The following is a 25,319-nucleotide window of genomic DNA, read 5'->3' on the forward strand; positions in this document are numbered from 1 at the left end:
AGCGCAGCGGCATCACGGTGACCGCGTTACCGGGTGCCCAGTCCTCGACGCCGGGACCCACTCGGACGACACGGCCTGCCATCTCGTGTCCGAGGACGGCGGGCACGGTGACCCGGGCGTCCATGTCGCCGTGGAAGATGTGCAGGTCGGTGCCGCAGATGCCGACGTAGGCGGGGGCCAGTTCCACCTCGCCGGGGCCGGGTGCGGCGGCGGTGGCCGGTGCGGTGTCGAGGGTGCGGGCGGACAGGTAACGGGTTGCGAGTGTCACGGGGCAGGGTCCCTTCGGCGCAGACCGGAGGTGGATGCCAGGGGCTCGGCATCCGTGGTGACGTGTTCTGCGCTGGTTCGGCGCGATGTTCGGTGGGGGTGTTCAGCTCGTTCGGGCCGTGGCGTCTCCCTCTCCGGCGACGGGCGCAAGGCCGTAGAACGTGGTGGCGATACCGGCCAGGAGCGCGTCGATGTCGCTCTCGCTCCAGCCGGTGAGCAGCTCGTCCACGGTGGCGGCCCACCGGTTCCAGCCGCCGGCGAGGTTGGCGACGGGCCAGTCGGAGCCGAACATGAGCCGCTGGGGGCCGAAGGCGGAGACCAGTACGTCCCAGGCGGGGCGGATGTCGGCGGTGGTCCAGTGGGTGTGGTCGGCCTCGGTGATCAGCCCGGAGACCTTGCAGACCACGTGCGGGTGTGTGGCCAGCTGTCGGATCCCGCGTTCCCAGTCCGCGATGTCCTGTCGGGCGAGGTCCGGCTTGCCCGCGTGGTCGAGCACCTGAGGCAGGTCGGGGAAGTGTTCCGCGAGCCGGATCGCCTGGTCGAGCTGGTGGGCGCGCACAAGTACGTCGTAGCGCAGTCCGCGGTCCTGGCCCGCCCGCAACCCGCGTTCCACGTCGGGGCGTTGGAGCCAGTTCGGGTCCGTCTCGCTCTGGACGAGGTGGCGCAGGGAGCGCAGGTACCCGCCGCCCGGACCGGTTTGCAGCTGGTCGAGTACGTCACCGATGGCCGGTGACGTCAGGTCGGCCCAGCCGACCACGGCCTGGATCAGCGGCTCCTGTTCGGCGAGCGCGAGCAGGTCCGCGGTCTCGGCGACCTCCGCGACGCACTGGACGACCACCGAGCCGCCCAGCCGCCGGCCCGCGATGGGGTGGGTGGCGGTGGAGCGCAGGTCGTCCGGGGTGAAGGTGCGGCGGATCGATGCCACGTCGGGGTCGTCGAGCCAGGGTTGCGGGCGCTGGGCGAGGTCCCACAGGTGGTGGTGGGCGTCGACGAGCACAGATGTGTTCACGGGGTGATCCAAGTCGGGTCGGGCTGATGCGGGCCGGCTCAGACGATGGTGTCCTCGCCGGGCGGACTCAGGTGCCAGATCTCGGGGAGCTCGCTCCACTGGCGGCCCTCGCCCCGGTCGGGGAAGGGTTCCTGGCACGGGTCGGTGAGCTTCCACCAGCGCTGGGTCTCCGGGTCCGCCTCGATGGACGCCATGTCCGCCTCGAAGTCGTCGCCGTGGTACTCCATGTAGGCAAACAGCACGTCACCGTGGAGGTAGATGCTGTAGTTGCGGATGTTCGCCCGCAGCAGGGCGGCTTCGACGCCCGGCCAGACGGCGGAGTGGAGCCGGAGGTACTCCTCGCGGTGTTCGGGGTGGAGTCTGATGGTCTGGGCGATGCGCTTCATGCCGATTCCCCTGATGTGTCAGTGGAGTTGGACCCGTCGGCCGCTGTGTCGAACGGCGTGCGGTAGCTGGGTGTGCGAGTGCGCAGTCCGAGCCGCAGGGTGAGCTGGATGCGTGTGGAGGCCGGCAGACGGACCGTCAGGTACGGACTCTCGCACGGCGCTTCGGCCTCCGAGACCACCGGCTCGGTGTGGCCGTAGTCGTACATGTCCCCGATCCAGCTGTCGTCGATGCAGGTCGTGTGGCGGACGCCGGTGATGGTGTGCTCGGCGAACGCGCCCGCCTGGACGATGACCGTGTGGTCGGTGCCGGGGGAGAGGTTGACCAGCTCGACCGTGGTGGCCTCGGGGTCGATGGAGGTGACGAGGGCGGCGACATCGGCGGGCAGACCCGCGCGGCGGGCGTCGGCGTCGTGGTAGCGCAGCCGCGCCTGTTGCAGACCGCCCTGGTACACCACCTGCGGGCCGCCCCAGGTCAGCTGCACCAGGGCCTCGGTGGCCACGGGGTTGCACTGCTGCCAGACGTGGATGTCGGCCTCGGGCACGTCCAGGTCGCGGTAGCGGTCGATGCGCCGCAGTCGGTGCCTGATCTGGGCCTGGGCGGTGGCGAGGATCCGCTCCGGGTAGTCGGGGTCGTCGCCGGCGAGGAACGCGAACCACGCCTTCTCGTGCCCGGACTCCTCCTTCGCGCGGAAGGGCCGCACGGTACGCCAGTCGATGCCGTCGGCCTCGCGCAGCCGCTCCAGCCGGGCGCGGTCGGACTCGGAGAAGGTGTGGTGCCACAGGGCCAATGGCACGGGGGGTGTGGCCGGGTTGTAGTCGAACCAGCCGGAGTCGTTGTGGCGGAACGGCAGATGGAGGGTGGGCGTGTCACGGTCCGGACCGAGTTCGACCGCCCACTTTGAGGGCAGGCTGGAGTCGGCCTCCGTGTGGGGCATGACCTTGGCGTGGTCGATGAGGGTGTCGAGCGAGGTCGCGATCATGGAGAGGTAGTCGTCGTCCCCGCTGACGGTCGCCGCCGCGAGCGCTGCCACACAGGCCGCGTGACCGAGGCTGTGCCAGCCGTGCGGCCAGGACCAGCCGTAGTGGCCGCCGTACCAGCGGCCCTCCAGGAGGCTGCCTACGACTCCGTCCGGGCCGACGTTGTCCGGGATCAGGCCGCCGTTCTCCTGGGCGCGCTCGCGCCAGGCGCCCACGTACTCGACGATCCAGTCCCGGTAGCGCTCCTCGCCGGACAGGATCCAGGCGTTGAGGACCAGTCCGGCCGCGGCGAGGTTGAGCGCGGTGTCGCCGACGCCCATACGGTCGCGCATCTGGTCGCCGAGGCGCGGGTCCGCCGAGAGCGGGTACGGGCCGTCCTGGGCCTCGGGGAGCCATTCGAGCGGGTAGCCGTAGGTCTCCGCTTCCTTGAGCAGCCAGGGGTAGACGTCGCCGTCGAAGAGGCCGGTGCGGTCGGGGTCGCTGCCGTTGTGGGGGCGGGTGATGATGCGGTGTTCGGGGTCGTAGTTGCCCTTGGCGGGGTCGACGTACAACTCGGCGAAGCGCAGGGCGCGCTCACGCCAGCGGTCCGGGGCGGCCATGCACAGGAAGTAGAGCAGGAGCAGGCTCTCGCCCTGGTGGAACCAGTCGTAGCCGCGTTCGTACTCGTCGCGCAGCATGTTCAGTTCGGTCAGCTGACGGGTCACGCCCTCCCAGTGCTTCTCACTGGCGGGCAGCAGGTCGTCGGCGCCGCCGAGGAGGTACAGCTGGGGCCAGTTGAAGAAGACTTCGTAGAAGTCGTCCACGCCGTCGCGGGTGGTCAGCTGGTTGTTGTAGTTCAGTCGTCCGTCGGGGCCGGTGAAGGCGTCCTCGAAGTGGCGCCAGGCGTGGTCGAGCAGGTCGAACAGGGCGCGCTGTGCGACGGCCCAGCCGGGGGCTTCGAGCAAGGGGACGGTGGCCTGGACATCGGGTATCGAGTCGCCGGAGGCGTCGGGGTGTTGGCTGAAGGGCATGAAAGCGGTCACTCCTTGGTGGCGCCGGCGAGCATTCCGCTGACCAGGAAGCGCTGGGCGAACAGGAACACGACGAGGACGGGGGTGATGGCGACCAGCGTCGCCAGTGCCAGTTGCGGGCGTTGGATCGCGAGGTCGCCGACGGTCGGGTTGAACGAGGGCACATTGCTGAGGAGACTGCCGACACCCACCTGGATCGGCATCTGGTTGCTCTCGGGGAGCATCACGTACGGCAGGAAGTAGTTCGTCCAGTTGGCGACGAAGCTGAAGAACCCGACCAGCGCGATGACGGGCGTCGCCAGCGGCAGGGCCACATGGCGGAACACACCGAACTCGGAGCAGCCGTCCATCCGCGCCGCGGCCAGGAGGTCCTTGGGCACGGCGGTGGTGAAGTAGATGTAGGTCAGGTACACACCGAAGGGGTAGAACGAGTACGGCAGGATGATCGACCACATGGTGCCGATCAGGTGCACGGCGTTGATCTCCAGGAACAGCGGTACCACCAGCGTGGCGTTCGGCATCAGCATCACGACGAGGGTCGCGATCAGCAACGTGTGCCGACCGCGGAACTCGGTCATCGCCAGGGCGTATCCGGCCGGAATGGCCAGGCAGAGGGTGATGACCAGCGAGATGGCGGCGTACACGGCGGAGTTGCGCAGCCACTGCAGGATGGCGTCGTCCTGGAAGGCGGTCAGCGCGTGCCAGTTGGCCGTCAGCGCGTGCCAGGATCCGAAGGACAACGGGTTGTCGTTGACCAGTTGCTGGTCGGTCTTGGTCGCCGCGAGCAGCAGCCAGAGCACGGGCAGCACGAAGAACACTACGAACACGGTGAGCACGGCGCCCGCCAGCAGCCGGGAGGTCATGTGCTGCGGTGCCCGTCGGCGCCGCCGTGCTTCTCCGTGTCGGGTGCGGATCATGACACTCCCATCCCGTTCCGTGCGTGGGGCGTTGGCAAGGGGAGTGGGTCGTGTGTCAGTCGGCATCGAAGAACCCCGATCGGGCGACGAAGACACCGGCGACCGACACGCTGACGACCAGGAGTTCCACCGAGACCGCGGCGGCGCCGTTGATGTTGTTCATCTGGAAGGCGAAGTCGTACGTCAGCTGGTTGAGCGAGTAGTCGCGGCCGGCCACGCCGTTGCTGGCGAGGGAGAGCAGCTGCGGCTCGACGAAGAGCTGGGCGCCGCCCGCGAAGGCCAGGATCACCATGTACACGATCCACTTGCGGAGCATGGGGATCTGGACCCGCCAGGCGGTCTGCCAGCCGTTCGCGCCGTCGATGCGGGCGGCCTCCATGATGTCCTTGGGGATGTTGTTCAGTGCCCCGTACATGACGACGATCCAGCCGCCCGCGCCGGTCCAGAACGCGATGATCGTGAACAGCAGCGCGAGGTTGCCGGGTGCGATGACCTCGCCGAAGGTGTGGAAGCCCAGCGTCTCCAGCAGGGAGCTGACCGGACTGACCGTCGGGTCCAGCATGAACAGCCACACCAGGACGCTCGCGGCACCGGCCAGGGCCCCGGGGATGTAGTAGAGGAAGCGCAGCGCCTGGCTGAGCGGCCCGGAGGACAGCCGGTGCAGGAGCAGTGCCAGGACCACCACGAACACCACGAGCGACAGGAGCCAGAAGACCAGGTAGAGGGCCACGTGGCTCAGGGAGTCGGCGAAGCGGAAGTCCTGTGCCGTGGTGACGAAGTTGGAGATGCCGGTGAAGGAGCCTGAGGCGTTGGTGAACGCGAAGTAGATCGCGTAGCAGGTCGGAAGGACGCCGAAGGCGATCAGCAGCAGTACGTAGCCGGCGACGAATGCCACGCCGGCCCGGCTCTGCCGGGAGGTGCCGCGAGGGCGCCCCCGGACAGAGCCGGCCGAGGAGTGCGTGAGGGTCACTGGGAGACCTTGTATCCGTCGGCCTGGGCGTACTTGACGATCGAGTCCTGCCAGGCGGGCAGCAGCGACTCGATGGTCTTGCCCTGGGTCAGGCCGGGCTTGACGGTGGCGGCCCAGATCGCCTCCTGGCTGAACTGGCCCGAGCCCCAGTCGGACCACACCTGGGAGGAGGCGTCCTTGAGGGCGGTGAGGTCACCGGCGAAGTACCCGGAGGCGGCCTGCGCCTTGAGCCAGTTGTCGGCGGCGGGCACGTAGGCCGGGAAGCCGGGGGCCTTCGCGCCCTGGTAGGCGTTGTCGGTGGTGACCCACTTCAGGAAGTCGGTGGCCGCCTTGATGTGGGCGGAGTGCTTGGACAGCAGCCAGGTGCCGCCGCCGACGTTGCCGGTGGAGGGTGAGGTGTCGCCCTGCCACTGTGGGATGGGCGCCACCGCGATCTGCTTGGCCGGGGTCTTGAAGGTGCCCTCGAAGACCGCGCCGCCGTACCAGGCCGGGCCGGGCATGAGCAGGACCTTGCTGGCCTTGTTCTTGCCGAAGTCGGTGCTGAAGACGCCGCTGATCGACATCGACTTGTTCTTGATCAGTACGTCCATCAGTTTGGCCATCTTGGTGCAGGCCTCGCTGGTGGTGTTGACCGAGACGGCCTTGGGGCCGGTGATGTGGTTGGCGCCGCACTTGCTCGCCCACAGGTAGATCTCGGGGGCGAAGGTGTCACCCGCGTCGCCCACGAGGTAGCCGGGGTGCTCCTTGGCGACCTTCTCGCCGAGCGCCTGGTACTCCTCCCAGGTCGTGGGCACCGTGTAGCCGAACTTCTTCAGCAGCGGCGCATTGTACCACAGCACCGCCTGGGAGAGGTCGTTGCGCAGGCAGTACAGCGTCCCGTCAACGGTGCAGACGTCGTTGGCGCCCTTGGCGAACCCGCCGAGGGTCGCGTTGGGGATCAGGCCCTTGTTCAGCGGCGCCGCGAAGCCCGCCTGAACGGCCCAGCTCGCCTCGTTGTTCTGGGAGCTGAAGACGACGTCCGGCCAGCCCTTGCCGGTCCGGTTGAACAACTGGACCTTCGTCTGGAGGTAGTTGGAGCCGTTGGCGTCACCGTCGTAGCTGACGATGTGCAGCTTCACGCCCGGGTGCGACGCCTGGTACTGCTTCGCGGCGGCCATGCGGGTCGCGTCCACCCAGACGGTCAACGCCCCCTTGTCCTGGGCGGCCTGGGTGAATCCGTCCTTGGTCGTGCCGGTCGAACCGCTGCCCCCGCCACAGGCGGTCACGGTGAGCAGCACGGTGGCGGCACAGCCGGCCAGCAGCGCGGCTCGTCTCCTGCTGGTCCCTGTCTCCTGGGTGACCGAAGGCTTGTAGACGGACATGTGCGACTCCACTCGGTTTGCGTGAGGCTGACGGCTCTGTCATTACCGCTGCGGAAGAAATTAGCCGCCATATCGAAGGCATCGTCAAGGGGTGTGTACGGCTTTTTTCGGGGCCTGGTGAGTAAATGAGGTTGCTCTACTGACGGACATATACCTGCAATTAGTTAGATCAGGGGCAAGTTGTACAGATACACATGATCAAGCTCAGGAGAAATGAGTACGACTTATGCTTGGCTGGGGTACGATGAGCGCGGCGTCAAACCAGATCGGTCACCTTCGTCGCCGTCACCCGGAGGCAGGACACATGAACGACACGCCCGCCGTGCCAGCAGTGGTGAACGGCGCGGACGAGCGGCGCGACTACCGGCCCGGATACGAGGTCGTGGCGGAGCGGATCCTTGAGTTCATCGCCGAGGAGCGCCTGGTGTCCGGCGATCGGATGCCCACGGAGAACGACCTGGCCCAGCGGCTGGACACCAGCCGAGCCGTGGTCCGTGAAGCCGTGAAGATCCTCTCGGCGCTCGGCCGGGTGCGGGCGCACAAGGGACGCGGGCTGTTCGTCGCGGACGACGAAGGCATGCTGATCAGCAGTCGCTGGGGAGGCTTCTTCAGGCCCGTGGACCTCGACCACGTCCTCATGCTGTTCGAGTTCCGCCGGGTCCAGGAGATGGCCGCCGCCAGACTCGCGGCCACCCGCGCCACGCCGGCCGAACTGCGCAGCATCGAGGTCGCGATGCAGCAGTGCCGGCACGGGTACGTCCATGGTGAGGTCGAGGTCTTCAACCAGGGCGACGACGACTTCCACGCCGCGGTGGCCGCGGCCTCGCACAACACCTTTCTCGGCAGCGCGGTGCGCGACGCCCGACGGCTGCAGCGCCAGTCCAGCGCGATCGGCATCCACAGCACCCTCGGCGAGGGCACCCCGGCCGCGGTCGAGGAGCATGAGGCCATCTACCGAGCCATCCGCGACGGCCACCCCGACGAAGCGGCCGAGGCCACGGCCGCACACCTGGACCGGACCCTGGAGGACTACCGGCGGGAGATCCAGCGGCGTCTGTTCGGCTGATCCTTCTGCCAGGACATGCAGAGCGGCATACTCCCGGCTCGTGCGGCAGGACTCGGATCGGCGTGATGGCGCCGAGCGGTCAGCCTGTCGAGGCGGCGGCCGGTGTCGTGCACCGACACCGCGTCGCCGGATTCCGGCACCGCCGCCGTCACCTCGAAGCGGTGGTCGACGTCGCCCAGAACGGGCACGATGATCTGAATGATCTGACTCAGGTACGACAGCGGCCAGGCGGCCAGGGCCACCTGGGCGGACGAAGGTGCCCGTGCAGACGTTCTGCCCGTCGTCGTTGACGACGAACAAGCCAGCTTCGGCTCTGCGCAGCTCACCCACCGCGGACTTGCGGCGATCGGGTCAACCTTCCGAGCCTGTATGCCCTGGGAGGCGAACAGGACGCCGGCGTCCGGAGGTGAGCCGAGCCCGCTCCCGACGGCCTGCTTCGCACGACTCGTGTATGCGCTCGCCGGACGCATCGCCACCGTCGCCACCCTCGAGGATCTGGAAGCCGTGACAGGGCAGCGGGCACGATGACCGGATCGTGAGCCGCATCGCCTCTCTCCTGGCGCCGGAAGCCCATCTCCTGGACCTGGCCGGCCCCGCCCAGGTCCTCTCCACGGCGGTCGGCTTCGGCCGCCTCTGCACGCTCAGGTGCCTCGCCGAGCAGGCACACGTCCCGACCGCCCAAGGACTGCCTTTGGTGGCCCAGCTCGTCTGGCTCCGGCTCGGGGGAGTGTCATTCGTCGTGCGCAGGGCGATCGCTTCCCACCCGGACCTCAGTCCTGCGGAGCGGCACGCTCTCGCTACGGATCCCGACCCAGGCGTGCGGCTGGCGGTTTCCGTGCACCCCGCGTGGAGTGAGGAGGAGCGGGCCGGAATCGACTACGCAGTCCCCTTGGACGGGCTCTTCCTGTTCTGTCCCGAGCCGTTGACGCCCCCGGACCCCGAGACCGTCCGCCGGGACGCGCTGTCCGGTCATCCGATGCTGCGCAGAAACGCTGCGCGGGTGCACACCCTGCCGGCCGACCTGGTGGCCCGGCTGGCCGTCGACGACGACCCGGGCGTGCGCGTGCTGCTGGCCCAGAACCACCCGGACGCGCCCCGGCGGCCCTGCTCCTGCGCAGCTTCCTCGAGTACACCGGCCATCAGCGCGACCGCCTCCCCGCCCGCCCGCACTTCCCCATTGACGGACTGGCCGTCCACGCCGACGACGAGGATCCCGCTGTCCGGGCGCTGGCCGCCCGCGACTCCAAGGTCCCCCGGCCGCCGTGGAGCGGCTCACCCGGGACCCCGACCCCGCCGTCCGGGCCGCGTTCGCACGCCACCCGAACCTTCCGTCGTCCCGGCTGGCGGACCTCCTCGACGACGAGGAGCTGGTCCACCACCCGGCCGCCAACCCGGCGTTGCCCGCACCGGCGATCCGCGCTGTGGTGAGCACCTGCACCGGGTCAGCCGACGGCGAGTAGCACTTCCAGCGCCGTCGCGGTCCCCGGGCGGCAGCGAGCAGGGCCGCTCCGGCGGGCGACGGTCTCCCACGTCCCTTCGCAGCCCAGCAGGTCCGCGAGTGTCGGCGTACACGTGATGGCCTCGGGGCTGGTTCGGGCTCGCTGACGTCGCCGCCCTGAGCGCAAGGCCAGACAAGCGTCCTTGGCGAGCAGCAGCACGGTGAAGGCATGCCGCAGTTGCTGCGCGGGCCGATCCGAGACGTCGTCGAAGCGGTGTGCTTGCTCTGTGCGTACGAGGTGGAAGGCACCGCCACGCCCAGACGGCGGGAGCAGCCGACCATGCCGACGCCCTGGCCGAGGAGATCGTGGATCTTGTTCCAGCGTTCCAGTGTGGTCTGCTCGCGTACTCCGCCGGGGCGGGGCGGGTTGACGGCGGCCCAGCATCCGGCGTGGGCGCGGACCTCGAGCTGGACTTTGTCGCAGAGATTTCGCCAGAGGTGCCATCGGTCGCTGACCTGCACCGCGTCGGGCAGACCTCGGCGGACGGCCTCCAGGCTAGTGCAGCGCCTGCGCTCCTATGACGGACAGCAGCTGCAGTTTCTCGTAGCTCTCACTGCCGGGAACCGCCGTGTAAACCATCAGGAGATGTGACTGGTTCGGATCGAGGAGCGTCTGGCAGGTCAACTCCAGTGCGCCGAGCTCGGGGTGGATGAAATGTTTCACTTCTTGGGGGCGGACGCCGATCTCGTGGTCGTTCCAGACCTGACGGAACTCCTCGCTCTGTGCGAGCAGCAGGTCGGCGTAGTGTGCCGCGCGGGAACCGGGACCTCGCAGCGTGACCACCCCGCGCAGGCCCGAGACGAACATGCGAGTGAGGAACTGATGGTCCTCGGGGGCGTACAGCTGTCGCGTGGCGGAGTCGGTGAACCATCGGTAGCCGAGGCTGCGGGCCGGGCCGCTGTCGACGGTCAGGTCGCCGGTGAGCGCAACGCCGAGAGGGGTCTGCCGCAGCGTCTCGGCGAGCTCGGTGACGATCTCCGCAGGAGTGTCGTGCAGCCGGTCCAGGATGCGCAGCAGACCGGGACTGATGTGTTCGCTGTCCGCGCCCCGTGGGGGCGGGGCCTGTCCGGCGAGCCGGAACAGGTGGTCGCGCTCGTCGAGGGAGAGGTGAAGCCCTTGCGCGATGGAGGCGAGCATCTGCCCGGAGGGCTGAGGCCCGCGCTCCCGCTCAAGCCGCGCGTAGTAGTCAGTCGACATGTGGCACAGCGAGGCCACTTCTTCCCGCCGCAGCCCGCTGGTCCTGCGGCGCCGCCCCCGCGGGAGACCGACGTCCTCGGGTTGCAGCGACTCCCGGCGGCGCCGGAGAAACTCCGCCAGTCCGGCCCGGTCGATCAACGTGCGCGTCTGCGTCACCGTGCATCCCTCTCCGTGGATGCTCATTTCTACCGCCTGTACATCTCGGCATCCACGGATCGTCAATCCCCCCTTCACGGGTTGCCGCCGGTACCGGCGGCAACCCAGGCTCAGCGACGTGCCCACGTTCGAAGGGAACAAGGGCATGACTGATCAGCGGGAAGGCCGCGGTGGTCTCGGGCTCGACGAGCTGGATCGGCAGGGCCGACGCCGTCGGCGAAGCGATCCCGCAGCACTGGCCAGGCTCACGCACCCAACGGTGCGGACCAGGCCGGAACCCGAACTTCCTGATCAGTGGATCGAGCAGCCATAAAAAACGCCGACCTCCTACCCGACGGTGGCGGCAACGAACACCCGAGGAGCGGGCACATGCCGCGTATACCCATCGACATCACCGTTCCCGCCCTGTCCGGCAGGCGCGCCGTCGTCACCGGAGCAAGCGACGGCATCGGGCTCGGCCTCGCCACGAGGCTTGCCGCGGCCGGGGCCGAAGTGATCCTGCCCGTTCGCAATCCCCGCAAGGGCCAGGCCGCCGTCACCACGATCCGTCAGACAATCCCTCACGCGAACGTCTCGCTCCGCGGGCTCGACCTGTCCTCACTCGCCTCCGTCGCAGCCCTCGGCGAGACCCTGCGAGAGGAGGGTCGGCCGATCCACATACTCATCAACAACGCCGGTGTCATGACCCCGCCCGACCGGCAGACGACGCCGGAAGGGTTCGAGCTGCAGTTGGGCACCAACCACCTCGGCCACTTCGCCCTGGTGGCCCATCTGCTGCCGCTGCTGCGCGCCGGCCGCGCACGCGTGACCTCACAGGTGAGCGTCGCGGCGAACCAGGGCGCCATCAACTGGGAGGACCTGAACTGGGAACGCTCCTACGACGGCATGAAAGCCTACAGCCAGTCGAAGATCGCGCTCGGGCTCTTCGGTCTCGAACTCGACCGGCTCAGCCAGGCCAACGGGTGGGGCATCACGAGCAATCTCTCCCATCCCGGGGTCGCTCCCACGAGCCTGCTCGCCGCTCGCCCCGAGGTCGGACGCGACCAGGACACCAGAAACGTGCGTGTGATCCGGGCTCTGTCCGCCCGTGGCATCCTCGTCGGGACGGTTCACACCGCGCAACTTCCCGCGCTCTACGCTGCCACCTGCCCCGACGCTCAGCGTGGCGGGTTCTACGGGCCGCGCGGACTCGGGCACTTGGGCGGCCCTCCCGGAGAGCAGAAGCTCTACTCGCGCCTGAGCGGCGTCGAGGACGCCCAGCGCATCTGGCAGGTCTCCGAAGACCTCACGAAGGTTTCGTTTCCCAGCAGCTGAGAAGCCCGGTCTTCTGCGCCCGCGTCCGCCACCGCGAACCGGCGGCAGGCGTCGATGTCGAGGCTTCGCCGCCGCTGGTGCCGGAGACCCTGTGGTGGACCGCAGCAAGGTGTAGGTGCCGGAGCATCTGGCCGGCGTGTGCCGCCGGATGGGGATCTCGATCCAGCCAGGAGGACGTCTTTCGGTGTGGTGCGCAGGTTGCTGGGATCGCTGCCCCTGCGTTGGTTGCGTGCTGCGGGTGACAAGGTGGCGGCCCCACAGCCGGCTCAGCTCGCAGGTGCGCGTTCTCGACGCACGGCAGGATCGACAGGCCTGTCCCGGAACCGCCGAAGTCCGGTGCGGGGAGGCGTGGTTCAGCAGGTGGGGGGCGACGGGCGAGGGCGGTCGCGCTATCGGTGGTGACTACTACGCGAAGTACGACCCCGAGCGAGCCATGCGCCGCATCACCCGCCAGGCCAACGCCCTCGGATTCACCGTTCGCTTCGACCCCATCGAGGCCGCCTGAACACACACCACCAGTCACGCCACCGGCCTGGGCTCATCCTTCAATTTCGGACCAGAAAGGTGCGTCAGAGAAACCCGGGGTCTCGTCCGCCACTGCAATCCCTCGGATTCCCGCCAGTAGTGTGGGACCGCCTGCGCGAGCGCGCAGTTGGGGTCTTAACCAGGGGGACACCAGCCATGCCGGAGGGGTTGGCCCAGTGGGGGCCAGAGCTTTTCATGCCCCGGGAACGGGAGCGACGTAGCGGCCCGGCACCGGAGAACCACAGGGGAAGGGACGTCCTGCAAGGAGGGTTCGAGCCTTGCCTGTTGGCCGTACTGCGGCTCTCGGTGGACAGGGAATCGGACGCCGGTCGCACCCGTGGGTGGTTGCCGCGAGTGCTCGCCCGCACGGGCCACCTTGTGCGCGCGGCCGAGTTGGCGTACGCGATCGGTGACGAACTTGAGCAGGGCGCGGAGCTTCTGGAGCTGGTGAAGAGCGGGGCACGCGCCGGAGACCTGTGCGGCGCCCAGGCGTTGGTCGAATCCATCCCCGTTCGGCAGTTGCGGGACCAGGCGCTGGTCGCCCTCGTGCCGGAGTGGGCCCGTGCCGGTGAGCGTGACAGGGCCGTCGCTCTGGCGGAGAGAATTCACTATCCCCACAACTGGGCCTGGGCCTGGGCCCTGTTGGCGAAGGCGGTGGCGGACAGCGGAGACATCGGCGCGGCGCTCGGGTTCGCCGCTCGCGCCGACGACGAGGTGAGTTCCTACGCCGTCGAGGGGACCGAGCAGGTACTCGCCCTCCTCCTGGAGGTGGCCGACGCCACCGGCGACCATGATTGGGCCGTCGCACTCGCCGACCGTGTGGAGACCGTCGCCCGGTCCGGCAACCAGGCGGGATGGTCCAAGCCCCGGCCCCTGGTAGGGGTGTTGGCCCGTGAGGTGCTTGCGGGAGACCTCGGTCGGCTCGACGCTCTCCTACGTCCCCTGCCCGCTCCCGCCATCGAGGCCGGGGGAACGCTCTGTGGGTGGGCGCTCGGTGAAGCCTTCGACCAGGACACAGGCCTGGAAGAAGATCTGTCGGAAGACCAGGGAGACCTGGCAGACCCGGGAGGTGTCGTAGGAGCTCCGCACGAGGACGCCGCTCGACCGATCCCCCTCCCATCTCCGCTCGACGCCTGGGACTTGGCATGTGTACTGGACGCCGTGACCGAAACCGCCGACCACGACGTGGCTTTGGCCTTGGTCGACCGGGCCGAGACAGTGCTTGAGACCGGTGACGGCCGTCATCACGACATTCTGCTGAGGTCCGTGACGCTCCTGCTGGCCCGGCATGGGAAAGTCGAACGGGCCATGGAACTTGTCGAACTCCTCGACCCCGGTCTGTCCGTGCCGCGGCATGCCGAGGTCGTCAGGGAAGTGGCCCGCTCCGGCGACCCGGGAGCGGCCGAGGCTCTGGCCCGTGCGATCACCGACCGCCGGGCACGGGACAGGGCGCTGATCGAAGTGGTCCGGGAACTGGCTCACCGCGGGCTTCTGGGCCGAGCGGAATCCCTCGTCCACTCGATCAAGGACCGCTGGGCCCAGGGCGAGGCTTTGGTGGCAGTTGTCCGGGAGACATCCCGGCACGGCGATCCGGGCCGGGCCGGGAATCTCGCCCGTTCGATCGCCTACCGCGCGACGCGGGCTCGCGCACTGGCCGAACTCGCGGAACTGTCCGAGCCGTTCGACGCCCGCAGGCTCGCTGCACAGGCCGTGGCTCTCGACAACTGGCACATCGTCGTGCCGGTTCTGGAGCGGATTGTGCCCCGTTCGATCGCGCTGATCGTCGATCGGATGACGAGCTGATTCGTGGCGAGGGACGGCATGTTGCCGGGCCGTAGGCCTCCTCGTCCACCGGGCCACGGCCTCTCGGTACGGGCACCGATCGCATCGCCAGGGGCCGGAGGCCGCCGAGCGTCGGCCCTTGATGGCCACTCCATTGTCACTGTCGACTGCGAGACTCGTTCCGTGATTGCGAAGCTGCCCTTGTCCAGCCCTCGTTGGCGTGATCTTGACGGTGTGAAGGGGGAGGAGGTGGAGGCACTCCTGGAGCAGATGGCATCGGCGTCCGCCACCGGGAGCGGCGAGGCGTGGAAGCAGACCTGGACGTGCCTGGCGGGCGGTCTGATGGACGACGGAATCGTCTTTGACGGGGCCTATGCGGCCCTGCCGCATCTCGTCGAGGCGGCAGCGGCTTTGCCTCCTGGACTGACGGTGGACTTCTGGGTGGACCTGGGCTGCATCGTGACCGCCGACTACCGGCCGCTCGTCCCGGCCGATCTGGAGGCGGGGTTCGGCGCCGCACTGCGTCTGGCCGAGCGGGCGGCTATTCGGAGCCTCCTCGCCGCGGAGACTGCCGCGCAGGCCCGCGCCCATCTCGCGCTCTCCTGTGTGGCCTTCGCCGGCCACCACATGGGCGAAGCGCTGGTGCGGTTCCTGGAACTCCGGGAGAGCGGCCTCCTGTTGGTGTGCCCCGAGTGGGGGAGCGACACCGAGATTCCCGAATTCCTAGCGGACGCGGCGAGTCCGCCTTCCGAGGTTCCGGAGCTGCCTGATTCCGCTCGTGTCCGGGAGGCAGGACATCCGTGGGCCGAGGTCGCCGACGCAATGCAGGAGGAGGCGCTGGGGGAGCAGTGGGCGTCCTTCTTCCGGGTGGCGCGTGGGGTTGCGGCGGCAGGGGTTACTGCCGAGACACCGGAGCAGGCCGTTCTGTGCCTGGTCGCCGGCGTGGTCGCGGTCAACGGCCCCCTGCAACAGGCCGCAATGGAACATGCCCGCCGACTGATGTCGCTCACGGGATACTTCCGCTGCTGGGACTGCGAACAGACGTGGGCGATCGCCGACGGCCTGGCGGAGAACCCGGACGGTGCGCGACCCCAGGCCCATCCGGCAGAGGCGTTGAAGGAGCACAACGGTTCTGCGGCCGATGGGAACTCGACGGTGCTCGGCCCGACAGGCGAAGCAGCGACTCGGTTCCGGCGGGACGGGAACGTGGTGCTCGCCGCCGACGGCACGCCCTGGGGCCGTATATCGGTGTTCGCCCAGTCCGCGCCGGGTGCATCCGGGGGTGTCAACGCACTGGCGGTGGCATCCGGCTCAGGTCGGCCGACGCTCGTGGCGGGTGCGGGGGATTGGGGCGGCCTGTGCCTGTGGGACGCGGTCGACGGCCGGCTCGTCCATGACCCCCTGCCAGGTCATCCGGACCGCATCCGCTCGATGACGGCCCTGCCGCTGCCCGACGACCGCGTCCTTCTGGCGTGCGGAGGCGACAGCGGGTCCATCGCCCTGTGGAACCCTGTCACCGGTCGGCCGGTTCGCGAACCGGCCGGCGACTCGCCCGGCGGGGTGACCGGGATGTGCGCCGCGACGATCCCCGCGGGCCGCACCCTGCTCGTCACCGCCACGCTCCGAGGATCGGTCCGGCTGTGGGACCCGGAGACCGGTGAATGCGTCGGGCGGCTCAATCCCTACGGCAGTCCGATCCAGTCGATCGCGGCTATTCCGATCGCCGCCGACCACACGCTGATCGCCGCCTCGGACACCGCCGGCCGCCTTCACATGTGGGATCCGGCCGTCGACGACCCCTGGGAAACCGGCGCGGCCGTGCAACTGAACCCGCGCGCGCTGGCCGATGCGGACCACCGGGTAGCAGCTGTGGCCGCTGTACCCACCCATGGCCGGACCGTACTGGCCACGGGAGACAACCGAGGCGTGATCGTGCTGTGGGACCCTGCCACCGGTGCTCCTATCGGCGGCGGTCTGCCCTTCTCGACGGGCACCGCCGGCTTGCCGCTCATCACCGCCACCACCCTGCATGACGGCCGCACGGTCGTGGTCACCGGCACCCATCACGGTCACCGACTGCGGATATGGGAACCGGAGACCAGCGCTGTGGACCACGTCGCCCTGGATGTGGCCCTGACCTGTCTGGCGACCGCGGGGCCGGACCTGTTCGTCGGACACGACCGCGGAGTCCTCCGCCTCTCGCTCACCAGAGAGTGAACCCGTTCGGCCCCGATCCGTCCCACCCCGTCGCGCGGGGCCTGGGGACGGGACGGGTCCCGGGAACGTGCGGGGCGTATGCGTCGGGCCGACAGACGGACCAGGCCGCGGCTACGCCGCTGGAAGTGGGGCCCCGCACGGTCCCGGATGCGGCACCACCGTTCAGCGCATCGTCGGCGCGCCCCGCAAAACTGTGCCCAGCAGGCTGCCGTGCCCCTGCCATGGTCCGTCAGCCCACCCATCGTGTAACGAGAAGGCGCTTTCGCGTCTCAGCTGAGGATCCGGGCGTCGCCCCAGGTGAAACGCGGCGGCCAAAGCCGGGGTGGGCCGACCCTGTACCGGATCGGCCCACCCCGGCTCTCGGCCGGTCCTACTTTCTCTTGAGGGTGAAGTTCTTGGTGACAGTGGACTTCTTCTTGATCGTCACTGTTGCGACGGTCGGCTGGAAGCCGTCCTTGGCGACGATGACCTGGAGCGGGTTGTTGCGGACGTCGAGCCACAGCGCGTATCCGCCGTGGGCGTCGGTCGTCAGCGTGTAGCTCGTGGCCCAGGTGTCGATCTGGACGGTGGCCCCGGCGATCGGCGTGGTGCCGCCGTCGCCGGTGACGCCCAGTACGGTTCCGGTGATCTTGCCCCAGGTGGCGGGCGGAGCGACCTGCATCTGCACCGGAAGCGTGGGCAGGGAGTAGGGGGTGTCGGAGCTGAGGGACAGCTTGGCGGTGAAGTCTCCCGGCTGGGTCACCTCGGCCACGGAGGCGTCCAGGATGATCTTCACCTTCGCGCTCTTACCGGGCTGGAGCGTGAGTTGCTGCTCGCTCTCGCTCAGCCAGCTGACGTCGTGGGATTCCGCTTGGTCGTAGCCCGGCAGCACCTCCACCGTCGTCGTGGGGGTAGCCAGCGCGACGCCGCCGCCGACCTTGAAGAAGCCGAGCGCGCCTCCGCCGCGATAGGTGGCCGTGTCGGCGTTGGGGAGCGCGGTCCAGGTGTCGGCCTGCGGGTCGAAGGCGAAGGCCTGATTGGTGAGGCTGTTCCCGGTGACGCCACCGCCCGTCAGGAGCAGGCCGTTGGCTGCGGTGTACGCGGAGCCCCAGAGGGTGACGGGCATGTCGGCGACCTGTGACCAGGCATTGGTGGCGGGGTCGTAGACGTAGGAGTGCTTGACCTCGCTGCTGCCGCTCAGACCGCCGCCGCAGTAGAGCTTGCCTCCGATGCCGGCGCAGGAATTCCAGGAGATGGGCTCCGGGTAGTCGGCCACCGTGGACCAGGTGTCGTCGGCCGGATCGTAGGCGGTGACATCCTTGCTGCCGCAGGATTCCGCCCCGCAGCCGCCCACGACGTAGAGCTTCCCGTCGAGCACGGCGTTGCCGGAGCCGGCGTAGGGCTTGGGTGAGGCGGCGCCAGTGGTCCAGGTGTCGCTTCCCGGATCATAGATCTCCAGCTTGGAGTCGGGGTCGCCGCCGGGTCCCCAGCCGCCGACGGCGTAGAACTTGCCGTCGATGATTCCGTGGGCGGGATCCTCCCGGGTGTCCGCCGCGGCGGACCGCTTGGTCCAGGTGCCGGCGACCGGGTCGAGGACGTACATGTCCTTGGTGTCGGCGCTGCCGTTGAAGCCGAAGGCGGAGTAGACCTTCCCGTCGTCGGTGGCCACGGCGTTGTCCATGAGCTTCACCGGCAGGTCGGGGGCCGCAGTCCAGGCGTCACCCGCGGTTCCGGGGATCGCCTTCGGGGTTTTGCCTGCGGCGGACGCGGCGGCTTTGCTCGACAGCGGGGAGTACGTGCCCTTGACCAGTTTCAGCGGGGCGCCGCCCGCGGACGCGATGGTGAACCCGCCGGGCTGTTCTCCCACCTTGATGGTGGCGGCGGCCGTGCCGGAGTTCTTGACCGTCAGGGTCTTGGTGGTTTGCCCGCCCCAGCCGACCGACGCGGTGATCGAGGTCTTGTCCAGCGTCAGCTGCCCGGCGCCGAGAGCGAAGTCCGCGCCGACCGCGCTGTCGGCCCGTACCTTCACCGTCTTGTCGAGCCCGGTGTAGTGCGACTTCGCCGCGGTGAAGCCGTGGCTGCCGGGGGAGGAGAACAGGGCGTAGACGCCGTCGCCCAGGGCCGGGTCGTCGGGTGTGGCCAGGGTCACGGCGCTCTGCTTGTCGCCGTCCTTGCTCGTCACGGTGGCGCCGACCAGCCCGGCGGAGGTGTTGGCATCCGTCACCGTGCCGGTGATCAGACCACCCGGGAGCAGCGTGACCTTGCGCTGGCCTATGAAAACGTTGTCAACCTTCCACCACCAGCCGAACGAGCCGGTGAAGTGGAAGCGGAGCTGCACCGACGCCTTGCCCGCGTAGTCGGTCAGCGGGAGTTCGACCTTCTGCGCGCCGAAGGTGGTGCCGGTGGCGGACCAGACCGTGGTCCAGGTGGTGCCGCCGTCGGTGGTCGCCTCTACATCCGCGCTCTGGCCTCCGATGGCCCAGTAGTCGTTGGCGAAGGCGATCTCGGGTGCGGAGTCACCGGTGAAGTCGTACACGGGGCTGAGCAGTTGCGTGTCCTGGTGCACCCCGCCGCCGTAGTGGTCGCTGTCGACGATGGCGAAGGCGCCGTCACCGCCGGTGGTGTTGCCTCGCGAGCCCGGGTCGTCGAAGGTCCAGCCGCCCGTCGTCCCGTCGGCGTTGACCACACTCCAGCCCTTCGGGGCGGAGTCGGCCGAGTCGAACGGCTCGGTGGTGCCTTCGTCCCGCACCGAGTACCCGGCGGGCTGGGTGGCCGCCCAGGGGTCGACCGGCACCGCGGGGTTCAGGGTCAGGTCGGCGTCCGCGACGGTGATCTTCCTGGTGAGCGACGTGTAGCCGGGGTAGGCGCTGTCCACGTGCAGGGTGTAGTCGTGGCCCTGGGGCAGCTTCAGGTCGAAGGCGCCGGTGAGGGGGTCGGTCCACACCGGGCCGCCGGGCACGCCGTCTGCCGTGATCTTGGCGTAGAGCGGCCAGCCGTGGCCGGAGCCGTCGGCGACCTTGCCGGACACGGTCCGGCTGGGGACCGGGGGCAGGGCGAAGTTCTTGGTCAGGGTGTCGCCGTCGGCGAGGGACACGCCGGAGGCGGTGACGGCGGCATAGCCGTAGGCTTCGACGGTGATGTCGTAGCTGCCGACCGGCAGGACGAGCGAGTAGGCACCTTCGGCATCGGTGTGCGTGGTGCCGCCGCCCTGGGTGGTGACGGTGGCTCCTGCGACCGGCTTTCCGGTGGCGGCGTCGGTGACGGTGCCGGAGAGCTTTCCGTGCGGGCCGCTGCGGAACGCGGCAAGTCCGTCGGGCGTGCCCAGGCCGGTCGGGCCGTCGTAGCCGGCACCGGCGGTGCACAAGTACGCCGGAGTGCAGGTGCCGTTGTCGCCGGCGGTCACGTCATTGAGACCGGTTCCGGAGGCGTACGGATAGGCGTTGGGATACGTGCCCGCGACGGGGGTCCCGGCGTCCGCGTACACGGCGGCGATGATTGGAGAGGCGGCGCTGGTGCCGCCGTACACCTGCCAGCCGCCACCGCCGTAGGTCTGGTAGACCGCGACGCCGGTGGCCGGGTCGGCCACGGCGGAGACGTCGGCGACGGTGCGCTTGTCGCATCCGGTGTCCGTCTGGAAGGCCGGCTTGGGCTCGTAGAGGGAGCAACCGGACCCCGGGCCGAAGCCGTCGCGGTTCCAGACCGACTCGGACCATCCGCGTACGGTGCCGGAGTCCCGGACCAGTGAGGTACCCCCGACGGACGTCACGTACGGGGAGACGGCGGGGTAGGCCACTCCGTAGTCGCTGTCGCCCGAGGAGGCGACCACGGCGACACCGGGGTGGTTGTAGTGGGTGTCGTACGTCGTCTCGTCCGGGGCTTCTCCGCTGCCCGGCGTGCTGCTGTAGTTGGTGCCGTAGGAGTTGGAGACGTACTTGGCGCCGAGCGCGACCGCCTCGTCGACCGACGCTCCGAGGTCCTCGAAGCTCGGCTGGTCCGCTTCGACGAGCAGGATGTGCGCGTTCGGTGCGGCGGCGGAGACCATGTCCAGGTCGAGGGAGATCTCGCCGGCCCATCCGGAGTCGGGCGCCGGGTAGTCGGTACCGCCGCGCTGGTCGACCTTGGTGAAGCAGCCGTTGGTCGTGGTGCAGGCGGACAGCCCGTACTGCTCGCGGTAGACCGCCAGGTCGGCCTCGGCGCTGGGGTCGTCGTAGGCGTCCACGATGGCGATGGTCTGGCCCGCTCCGCCGTCGGCGGGAAGGTTGTAGGCGCTCCGCAGGTCGGCGGCGCCGTAGCCGCTGGGATCGACGGAGGGGGCCAGCAGCCCCTTGACGGCCTTGGTGTCGGTGCGGCGCAGGGCGAAGCAGGTGGCCTCGCCCTTCTTCGGGGTGGAACAGGAGGGGTCGAGGTCGGTCTTCTTCTTGGCCGACGGGGCTGACATCGCGGACGGTGCGGTCGCGTGGGCCGGTATCTGTACGCCCACGACCGTCATCGCGGCAGCGCTCAGGACGGTCAGAAAGGCGGCGGCTCTACGGCGTAAAGCTGAACCGGTTCTTGGCGAAGTGCGCAAGACGTTACTCCCTTTTTTCGCCCAGCATGGGTCGACTCGTCGGTGGCTCGCGGTGGACGGTTAATGCGGGTCGCCGTATTCACCGCAATCAATTGGCGTACCTCGGGGGCCGAATGGCAATTAAATCCGTGTTACATGTGCATGTCATGTATCTAATGTCACGTAAAACGGAAAATCCGGCGCTCGGGGTTGGAAATCGAATTCCCACGCCAATTGGGCCCGCCGCTCGAAGGATTGCGGGGGCCATTTCTGGAGGGTGATGATTCTCGGTCGGCGGCAGGCGCCCGGGGAGCGCTGTGCGCGCCCTGCGGAGGCCACGGGAGTCGGGGCCGGAACATGAGGTGAAAACGGAGATCACCGCGCCGGTGACCTGTGATCATCCTGACCGCGGCAGTCGTGCCTGGCAAGGTTCCCCGCCTGCGGGCCCGCGCAATTGCGCACTTGCGTAGCATCGCCGTGAACCTCGTTCCGATCTTCCGAGGAGTCGCTGATGGATGTGTCGGATGTGTCGTCCTTGGACGCGCTGTGGGCAGGCACCGGCCTGGGCGCCCCGGCCTGGCAGGCGCTGGAATTCCTGGTCGGCCATCCGGGCGCGGACGAGAACGCGGTCGCGGCGGGAACCGGACTGCCGGTCGCGACCGCCCGGACCGTCCTGCGGTCCCTGGAAGCCGAACTCCTCGCCGTACGCGTCGGGGAACAGCCCTCGTACTGGAGCGCAAGCCCGCCCCGCTCCTCCCTGGGTGCCCTTCTGGCCCGTAAACGACAGGAGTTGGCCAGGGCCGAGTTGTACGCGGAACAGCTCCAGGAGGTGTATCGCACCGCCCCGGGTCGGCAGATCGCCTCGGATCTCTTCGAGGTGGTCGAGAGCAACGAACAAGTCGGAGCACGCTATGCGCACCTTCTGAGAGGCAGTCGGCACGAGGTGCTGCATTTCGCGAAGCCACCCTATGTGACCTCGCAGGTCACGCCCGCCGATGCTTCCACCGCGGCGGGCGCCACGGTCCGCTCCGGCGTCCGGCTCCGGTCCGTGTACGACAGCGACGGAATCACCGACGACGCATGCCTGGAGGCGGCGCTCGGGGGTGCCGCCGCGGAAGGGGAACTGCGGATCCTGCCCGGACTGCCAATGAAACTGGTCATCTTCGACGGTGTGGCGGCGATCATGCCACTGCGGAGGGACGATCCCGAGGCCGGCTCGCTCGTCGTCCACTCCTCGACTCTGCTGGAAGTACTGACCGCGCTCTTCGAGAGCGTATGGGAGCGCGCGGTGCCCCTCTCACTGGAAGGTGCGCCCGCCACGCCGCCGGTCAGCGCCGAAAGACAGGACGGCGTCCTCCGCGGTCGGACGCGGGACATCCTTCGCCTGATGGCCGCCGGAATGAAGGACGACGCCATCGCGCGCTCCCTGCGGCTCAGCCGCCGGACCGTGCAGACGCACATCAGTGAACTGGGCAGACAACTGGGCGCAAGGACCCGCTTCCAGATAGCGCTGTTGGCCCAGGAACGCGGCTGGTTCGAGGATCGGTAGGGGGACCGGCGCTCCCGGTCGGGGTGCGGTGGGCGTCAGGTACGGCAGTTTCGACGTTCGATCAGCAGGATCAGACGCTGTCGCCGACGAGACGGCATCGGATGTACCAATCGTCTCTGCCCACTTCTCTTGATCCGAAGCGGTCAGGTGTCGTGGGCTGTTGTGCCGTGCGTGAGTGAACTGACGGGGGACGCGCGGCAGGGGCCTTGACCCAAGGCCGGGTGGTTGGCGCTTTTTCAGAAGAGATTCCCAAAGCGGACGTAGTGTCAAGTTCTCGCAGGTCAGGCATGTGATCGGCGATGGGAGGCAGGCTGGATCCGCTGCGTTCGGTTTCGCTGTGTCGGAGATGGCGGATGCCGTCGGTGGTGGGGTTGTTGGAGGAGCGGGAACGGGCCGCGTTGGCCCGGGTGGAGGAGTTGCGCGCGGAGATGGAGCACCTTCGGTTTGCGGTGGCCGAGGCTGAGGAGGCCGCGCGGCGCGCGGTGGTCGCCCGCGAATAGATCATCGAGGTCCTGGGCGCATCGCCGGTCGGGGCTGAGACCGAGATGGTGAGGGCTGTGAGTGCGATCGCACCGAGGGTCGAAGTGCCTTGCTGGCAGCCAGGCTTGGATCGTTCGGTGCTGCCGGCTCGGCCCGGAGCATGGCGACATCGGACAGACAGTCCCCGCCCAGCGCCACCGCGAGCGCCACGTCCAGAGAGGTGTTGCCCGGATCGTGCATCGTCCGCTTTTGGCGCCATGGCGCCAACGCCGCTGTTATCGCGCTGTCCAGGCCGGACTTGCGGGACCGTCTCGACCAGCAGCACCGCCCCGGCCTGCGAGACCGCCCCGTTGCCGCCGCCCTCGACGATACGCCTGCTCACCTGGCCAGCACTTCTTTCCGTGCAGCCAACAGGACCCTGGACAAGTCCCATCGTTGCAAGTCAGGAGCACTCTGCGCGTTGGGACGGCACTTGGCGGCGGTGCTCAGTCCGCCCCCAAGCACGAGCGTGACCTCAGCCTCCACCTTCGGTTGGAGGAGCCGCTCGGCCGCGACGGTGCCACCGTTGGGAGCGGCCATGTCGGCGAGGCAAGCGCCTTGAGCAACCCGGAACGGTTCACCTGGCCTATTGCACCGCCAGCTTCGGCCATGACGGCGCAAGCCCCGACTATGACTTCGCGATATCCTCGACATGAACATGCCCGCCTATCTGCAATTACGGCGCAAGGTTCACGGCAGTACCACCGACTTCTCGTATCTTCCAGGGGAGACGATCACTTCAACGGTAGACGCCACGCACTGAGTTTTTTCCAACCTCAGTTTGTGCTGGTCAAGTGCAGGGTGAGGATGGCCTGAACGAACTTGGTGATGCGAGTGGTGGAGCAGCGCAGCTTCCGCAAAAGCCGCCAGGACTTGAGGGTGGCCATGGCCTGTTCGACGAGTGCGCGGATCTTCGCGTACGAGCGATTGGCGGCCTGCTGACCTTCGGACAGCTTCTCCCAACGTCCCCAGAAGGGAACGCGTACGGTGCCGCCAGCCTCCCGGTAGCCCTTGTCAGCCCAACACGTAATGCCGGCTTCCGCCAGGGCGTCGATGATGCCGTGCGTGCGGGCGGCCTTGATGTCGTGGACGGCTCCGGGAAGTGCGGGCGAGACCCACAACAGCCGCCCCGCCGGATCGGTGAGCACGTGCACGTTCATACCGTGCTTCTTGTGTTTCCCGGAGTAAGCGGTCGACCAGGGCTTCAAGAACGCGGTCGTCGCGCACGGGCAGAAGGTGGGCATCGCGGTGGAGGGCGTGGAGCGCAACCCCGCGCAGACCGGGCTCGTTCCCCAGGCCAAGCGGTGGGTCGTGGAGCGCGCCTTTGGGATCTTGGTGTTGTCCCGCAGGCTGGTGCGCGACTCCGAACACCGGCCCCGCAGTTCGGAGTCGCGGGTGTACTGGGCGATGACCGCGGTGATACTGCGCCGGCTGTCCGGGGCGGCCACGCCGGCCTGGCGCACCGCATGACCGGCGGGGAGTTGACGCTCGGCGCGGTGCTGGCGCGGCTGGAGGAGCGGGAACGCGAGATCACCGCGCAGGCCGAGACGACGCGGGAACAGATCACACAGCTGACCGCGCACCTCGACGAACTCGACCGGGCCGCCGAGGAAGTCCGGATCACCCGCAAGACACTGCTGGAGCTGCCCGACCCGCGACCGCCCGCACCCCCGGCACCGAAACTGCCGGACCACTCGGCCTACCAGCAGATCATGGCCGTGTTCACCGCGGCCAGCCATCCGCTGCGGGCCCGGCAGGTCTGCGAGGCGATGGACCTGACGGTCGCACCCAACAACATCAACAACATCCGCCTCAAGCTCAAGAGGCTGACCGACCGTGGAATTCTGGCCGAGACCGAGCAGGGCCTGTTCACCCGGCCCCGGCCATAGCCGACCGATGTCGCTGCAACCTGCCCACTCGCCCCGTACGAAACCAAGAATCGGGCATCAAGTCTCATACCGCCCTCTCACGCTCGCCGCATGATCAATAACCGCGTGCCCACCTTTTCGGGGGAAGGCCCAAGGCCGGGTAGTTAGCGTTTTCGCAGGTCCCGCAAGCCAGTTGAAGGACTC

General features: G+C 68.8%; 20 protein-coding genes and 4 pseudogenes. 10 read left to right on the plus strand and 14 right to left on the minus strand.

Annotated features, from left to right (window positions below; all coding sequences use genetic code 11):
* The 7 genes from ACWDEW_RS47790 to ACWDEW_RS47820 form a co-directional block, all read right to left on the minus strand.
* On the minus strand, positions 1 to 268 hold a 268-nt coding region (locus ACWDEW_RS47790), incomplete at its 3' end, for an alcohol dehydrogenase catalytic domain-containing protein (RefSeq protein WP_450522506.1).
* 102 nt (positions 269 to 370) lie between these two features.
* A complete protein-coding gene (locus ACWDEW_RS47795; RefSeq protein WP_450522508.1) occupies positions 371 to 1,276 on the minus strand; it encodes an amidohydrolase family protein in 906 nt (301 codons plus the stop codon).
* A 38-nt stretch (positions 1,277 to 1,314) separates the two neighbouring features.
* Positions 1,315 to 1,662: an L-rhamnose mutarotase gene (locus tag ACWDEW_RS47800; protein WP_450522510.1), complete on the minus strand. Its 348-nt coding sequence runs from the start codon at positions 1,660 to 1,662 to the stop codon at positions 1,315 to 1,317.
* Positions 1,659 to 3,650: a hypothetical protein gene (locus ACWDEW_RS47805; RefSeq protein ID WP_450522512.1), complete on the minus strand. Its 1,992-nt coding sequence runs from the start codon at positions 3,648 to 3,650 to the stop codon at positions 1,659 to 1,661. Before ACWDEW_RS47805 ends, ACWDEW_RS47800 begins: the two co-directional genes overlap by 4 nt.
* Before the next feature lie 8 nt (positions 3,651 to 3,658).
* The gene (locus ACWDEW_RS47810) at positions 3,659 to 4,513 is read right to left on the minus strand and encodes a carbohydrate ABC transporter permease (RefSeq protein WP_381255049.1); all 855 of its coding nucleotides are present in this window, start codon (positions 4,511 to 4,513) and stop codon (positions 3,659 to 3,661) included.
* 109 nt (positions 4,514 to 4,622) lie between these two features.
* The gene (locus ACWDEW_RS47815; protein WP_450522514.1) at positions 4,623 to 5,537 is read right to left on the minus strand and encodes a carbohydrate ABC transporter permease; all 915 of its coding nucleotides are present in this window, start codon (positions 5,535 to 5,537) and stop codon (positions 4,623 to 4,625) included.
* A complete protein-coding gene (locus ACWDEW_RS47820; protein ID WP_450522515.1) occupies positions 5,534 to 6,898 on the minus strand; it encodes an ABC transporter substrate-binding protein in 1,365 nt (454 codons plus the stop codon). Before ACWDEW_RS47820 ends, ACWDEW_RS47815 begins: the two co-directional genes overlap by 4 nt.
* A gap of 304 nt (positions 6,899 to 7,202) precedes the next feature.
* Here ACWDEW_RS47820 and ACWDEW_RS47825 point away from each other — a divergent pair, with 304 nt between their 5' ends.
* Complete coding sequence (locus tag ACWDEW_RS47825; protein WP_450522517.1) at positions 7,203 to 7,964, plus strand: FadR/GntR family transcriptional regulator; 762 nt, start codon at positions 7,203 to 7,205, stop codon at positions 7,962 to 7,964.
* Here ACWDEW_RS47825 and ACWDEW_RS47830 read toward each other — a convergent pair.
* Positions 7,928 to 8,206, minus strand: coding sequence for a hypothetical protein (locus ACWDEW_RS47830; RefSeq protein ID WP_450522519.1), 279 nt, complete (start codon positions 8,204 to 8,206; stop codon positions 7,928 to 7,930). The genes ACWDEW_RS47825 and ACWDEW_RS47830 overlap by 37 nt on opposite strands.
* A 1,020-nt stretch (positions 8,207 to 9,226) precedes the next feature.
* On the opposite strand from ACWDEW_RS47830, the gene ACWDEW_RS47835 reads away from it, so the two are divergent.
* The gene (locus ACWDEW_RS47835) at positions 9,227 to 9,424 is read left to right on the plus strand and encodes a hypothetical protein (protein ID WP_450522521.1); all 198 of its coding nucleotides are present in this window, start codon (positions 9,227 to 9,229) and stop codon (positions 9,422 to 9,424) included.
* 286 nt (positions 9,425 to 9,710) lie between these two features.
* Here ACWDEW_RS47835 and ACWDEW_RS47840 read toward each other — a convergent pair.
* Together ACWDEW_RS47840 and ACWDEW_RS47845 are read right to left on the minus strand one after the other, a co-directional pair.
* Positions 9,711 to 9,963: pseudogene (locus ACWDEW_RS47840) on the minus strand (ISL3 family transposase); the annotation flags it as partial.
* Positions 9,959 to 10,798 carry a helix-turn-helix transcriptional regulator gene (locus ACWDEW_RS47845; RefSeq protein WP_450522535.1) on the minus strand — a complete coding sequence of 280 codons (840 nt, stop codon included), beginning with the start codon at positions 10,796 to 10,798 and terminating at the stop codon, positions 9,959 to 9,961. The gene ACWDEW_RS47845 and the pseudogene ACWDEW_RS47840, both read right to left, overlap by 5 nt.
* 387 nt (positions 10,799 to 11,185) lie before the next feature.
* Here ACWDEW_RS47845 and ACWDEW_RS47850 point away from each other — a divergent pair, with 387 nt between their 5' ends.
* The 4 genes from ACWDEW_RS47850 (at position 11,186) to ACWDEW_RS47865 (ending at position 16,654) form a co-directional block, all read left to right on the plus strand.
* Positions 11,186 to 12,130, plus strand: a complete 945-nt coding sequence (locus ACWDEW_RS47850) for an SDR family oxidoreductase (protein ID WP_450522523.1) — start codon at positions 11,186 to 11,188, stop codon at positions 12,128 to 12,130.
* A 238-nt stretch (positions 12,131 to 12,368) separates the two neighbouring features.
* Positions 12,369 to 12,635: a hypothetical protein gene (locus ACWDEW_RS47855; RefSeq protein ID WP_450522525.1), complete on the plus strand. Its 267-nt coding sequence runs from the start codon at positions 12,369 to 12,371 to the stop codon at positions 12,633 to 12,635.
* Between the two features lie 374 nt (positions 12,636 to 13,009).
* A complete protein-coding gene (locus ACWDEW_RS47860) occupies positions 13,010 to 14,458 on the plus strand; it encodes a hypothetical protein (protein ID WP_450522527.1) in 1,449 nt (482 codons plus the stop codon).
* Between the two features lie 213 nt (positions 14,459 to 14,671).
* Positions 14,672 to 16,654, plus strand: coding sequence for a WD40 repeat domain-containing protein (locus ACWDEW_RS47865; RefSeq protein WP_450522529.1), 1,983 nt, complete (start codon positions 14,672 to 14,674; stop codon positions 16,652 to 16,654).
* Positions 16,655 to 17,024: 370 nt separating this feature from the next.
* Here ACWDEW_RS47865 and ACWDEW_RS47870 read toward each other — a convergent pair whose 3' ends face one another.
* Both ACWDEW_RS47870 and ACWDEW_RS47875 read right to left on the minus strand, forming a co-directional pair.
* Complete coding sequence (locus ACWDEW_RS47870) at positions 17,025 to 18,314, minus strand: Kelch repeat-containing protein (RefSeq protein ID WP_450522537.1); 1,290 nt, start codon at positions 18,312 to 18,314, stop codon at positions 17,025 to 17,027.
* Between the two features lie 1,380 nt (positions 18,315 to 19,694).
* Positions 19,695 to 21,122 (minus strand): annotated as a pseudogene (locus ACWDEW_RS47875) (carboxypeptidase regulatory-like domain-containing protein); the annotation flags it as partial.
* Between the two features lie 568 nt (positions 21,123 to 21,690).
* On the opposite strand from ACWDEW_RS47875, the gene ACWDEW_RS47880 reads away from it, so the two are divergent.
* Both ACWDEW_RS47880 and ACWDEW_RS47885 read left to right on the plus strand, forming a co-directional pair.
* Positions 21,691 to 22,728, plus strand: a complete 1,038-nt coding sequence (locus ACWDEW_RS47880; protein ID WP_450522531.1) for a helix-turn-helix transcriptional regulator — start codon at positions 21,691 to 21,693, stop codon at positions 22,726 to 22,728.
* Positions 22,729 to 23,081: 353 nt separating this feature from the next.
* Positions 23,082 to 23,228: a hypothetical protein gene (locus ACWDEW_RS47885; protein ID WP_450522532.1), complete on the plus strand. Its 147-nt coding sequence runs from the start codon at positions 23,082 to 23,084 to the stop codon at positions 23,226 to 23,228.
* Positions 23,229 to 23,325: 97 nt separating this feature from the next.
* Here ACWDEW_RS47885 and ACWDEW_RS47890 read toward each other — a convergent pair.
* Both ACWDEW_RS47890 and ACWDEW_RS47895 read right to left on the minus strand, forming a co-directional pair.
* A pseudogene (locus tag ACWDEW_RS47890) lies at positions 23,326 to 23,641 on the minus strand (transposase); the annotation flags it as partial.
* A 382-nt stretch (positions 23,642 to 24,023) separates the two neighbouring features.
* Positions 24,024 to 24,434 (minus strand): annotated as a pseudogene (locus ACWDEW_RS47895) (transposase family protein); the annotation flags it as partial.
* Positions 24,435 to 24,483: 49 nt separating this feature from the next.
* Between ACWDEW_RS47895 and ACWDEW_RS47900 the strand changes: the two are divergent.
* Positions 24,484 to 24,717, plus strand: coding sequence for a hypothetical protein (locus ACWDEW_RS47900; protein WP_450522539.1), 234 nt, complete (start codon positions 24,484 to 24,486; stop codon positions 24,715 to 24,717).
* Complete coding sequence (locus ACWDEW_RS47905) at positions 24,714 to 25,136, plus strand: hypothetical protein (RefSeq protein WP_450522534.1); 423 nt, start codon at positions 24,714 to 24,716, stop codon at positions 25,134 to 25,136. The genes ACWDEW_RS47900 and ACWDEW_RS47905 overlap by 4 nt, the downstream gene beginning before the upstream one ends.
* Positions 25,137 to 25,319: the final 183 nt, after the last annotated feature.

This window comes from Streptomyces sp. NPDC001100 (genome assembly GCF_053598575.1).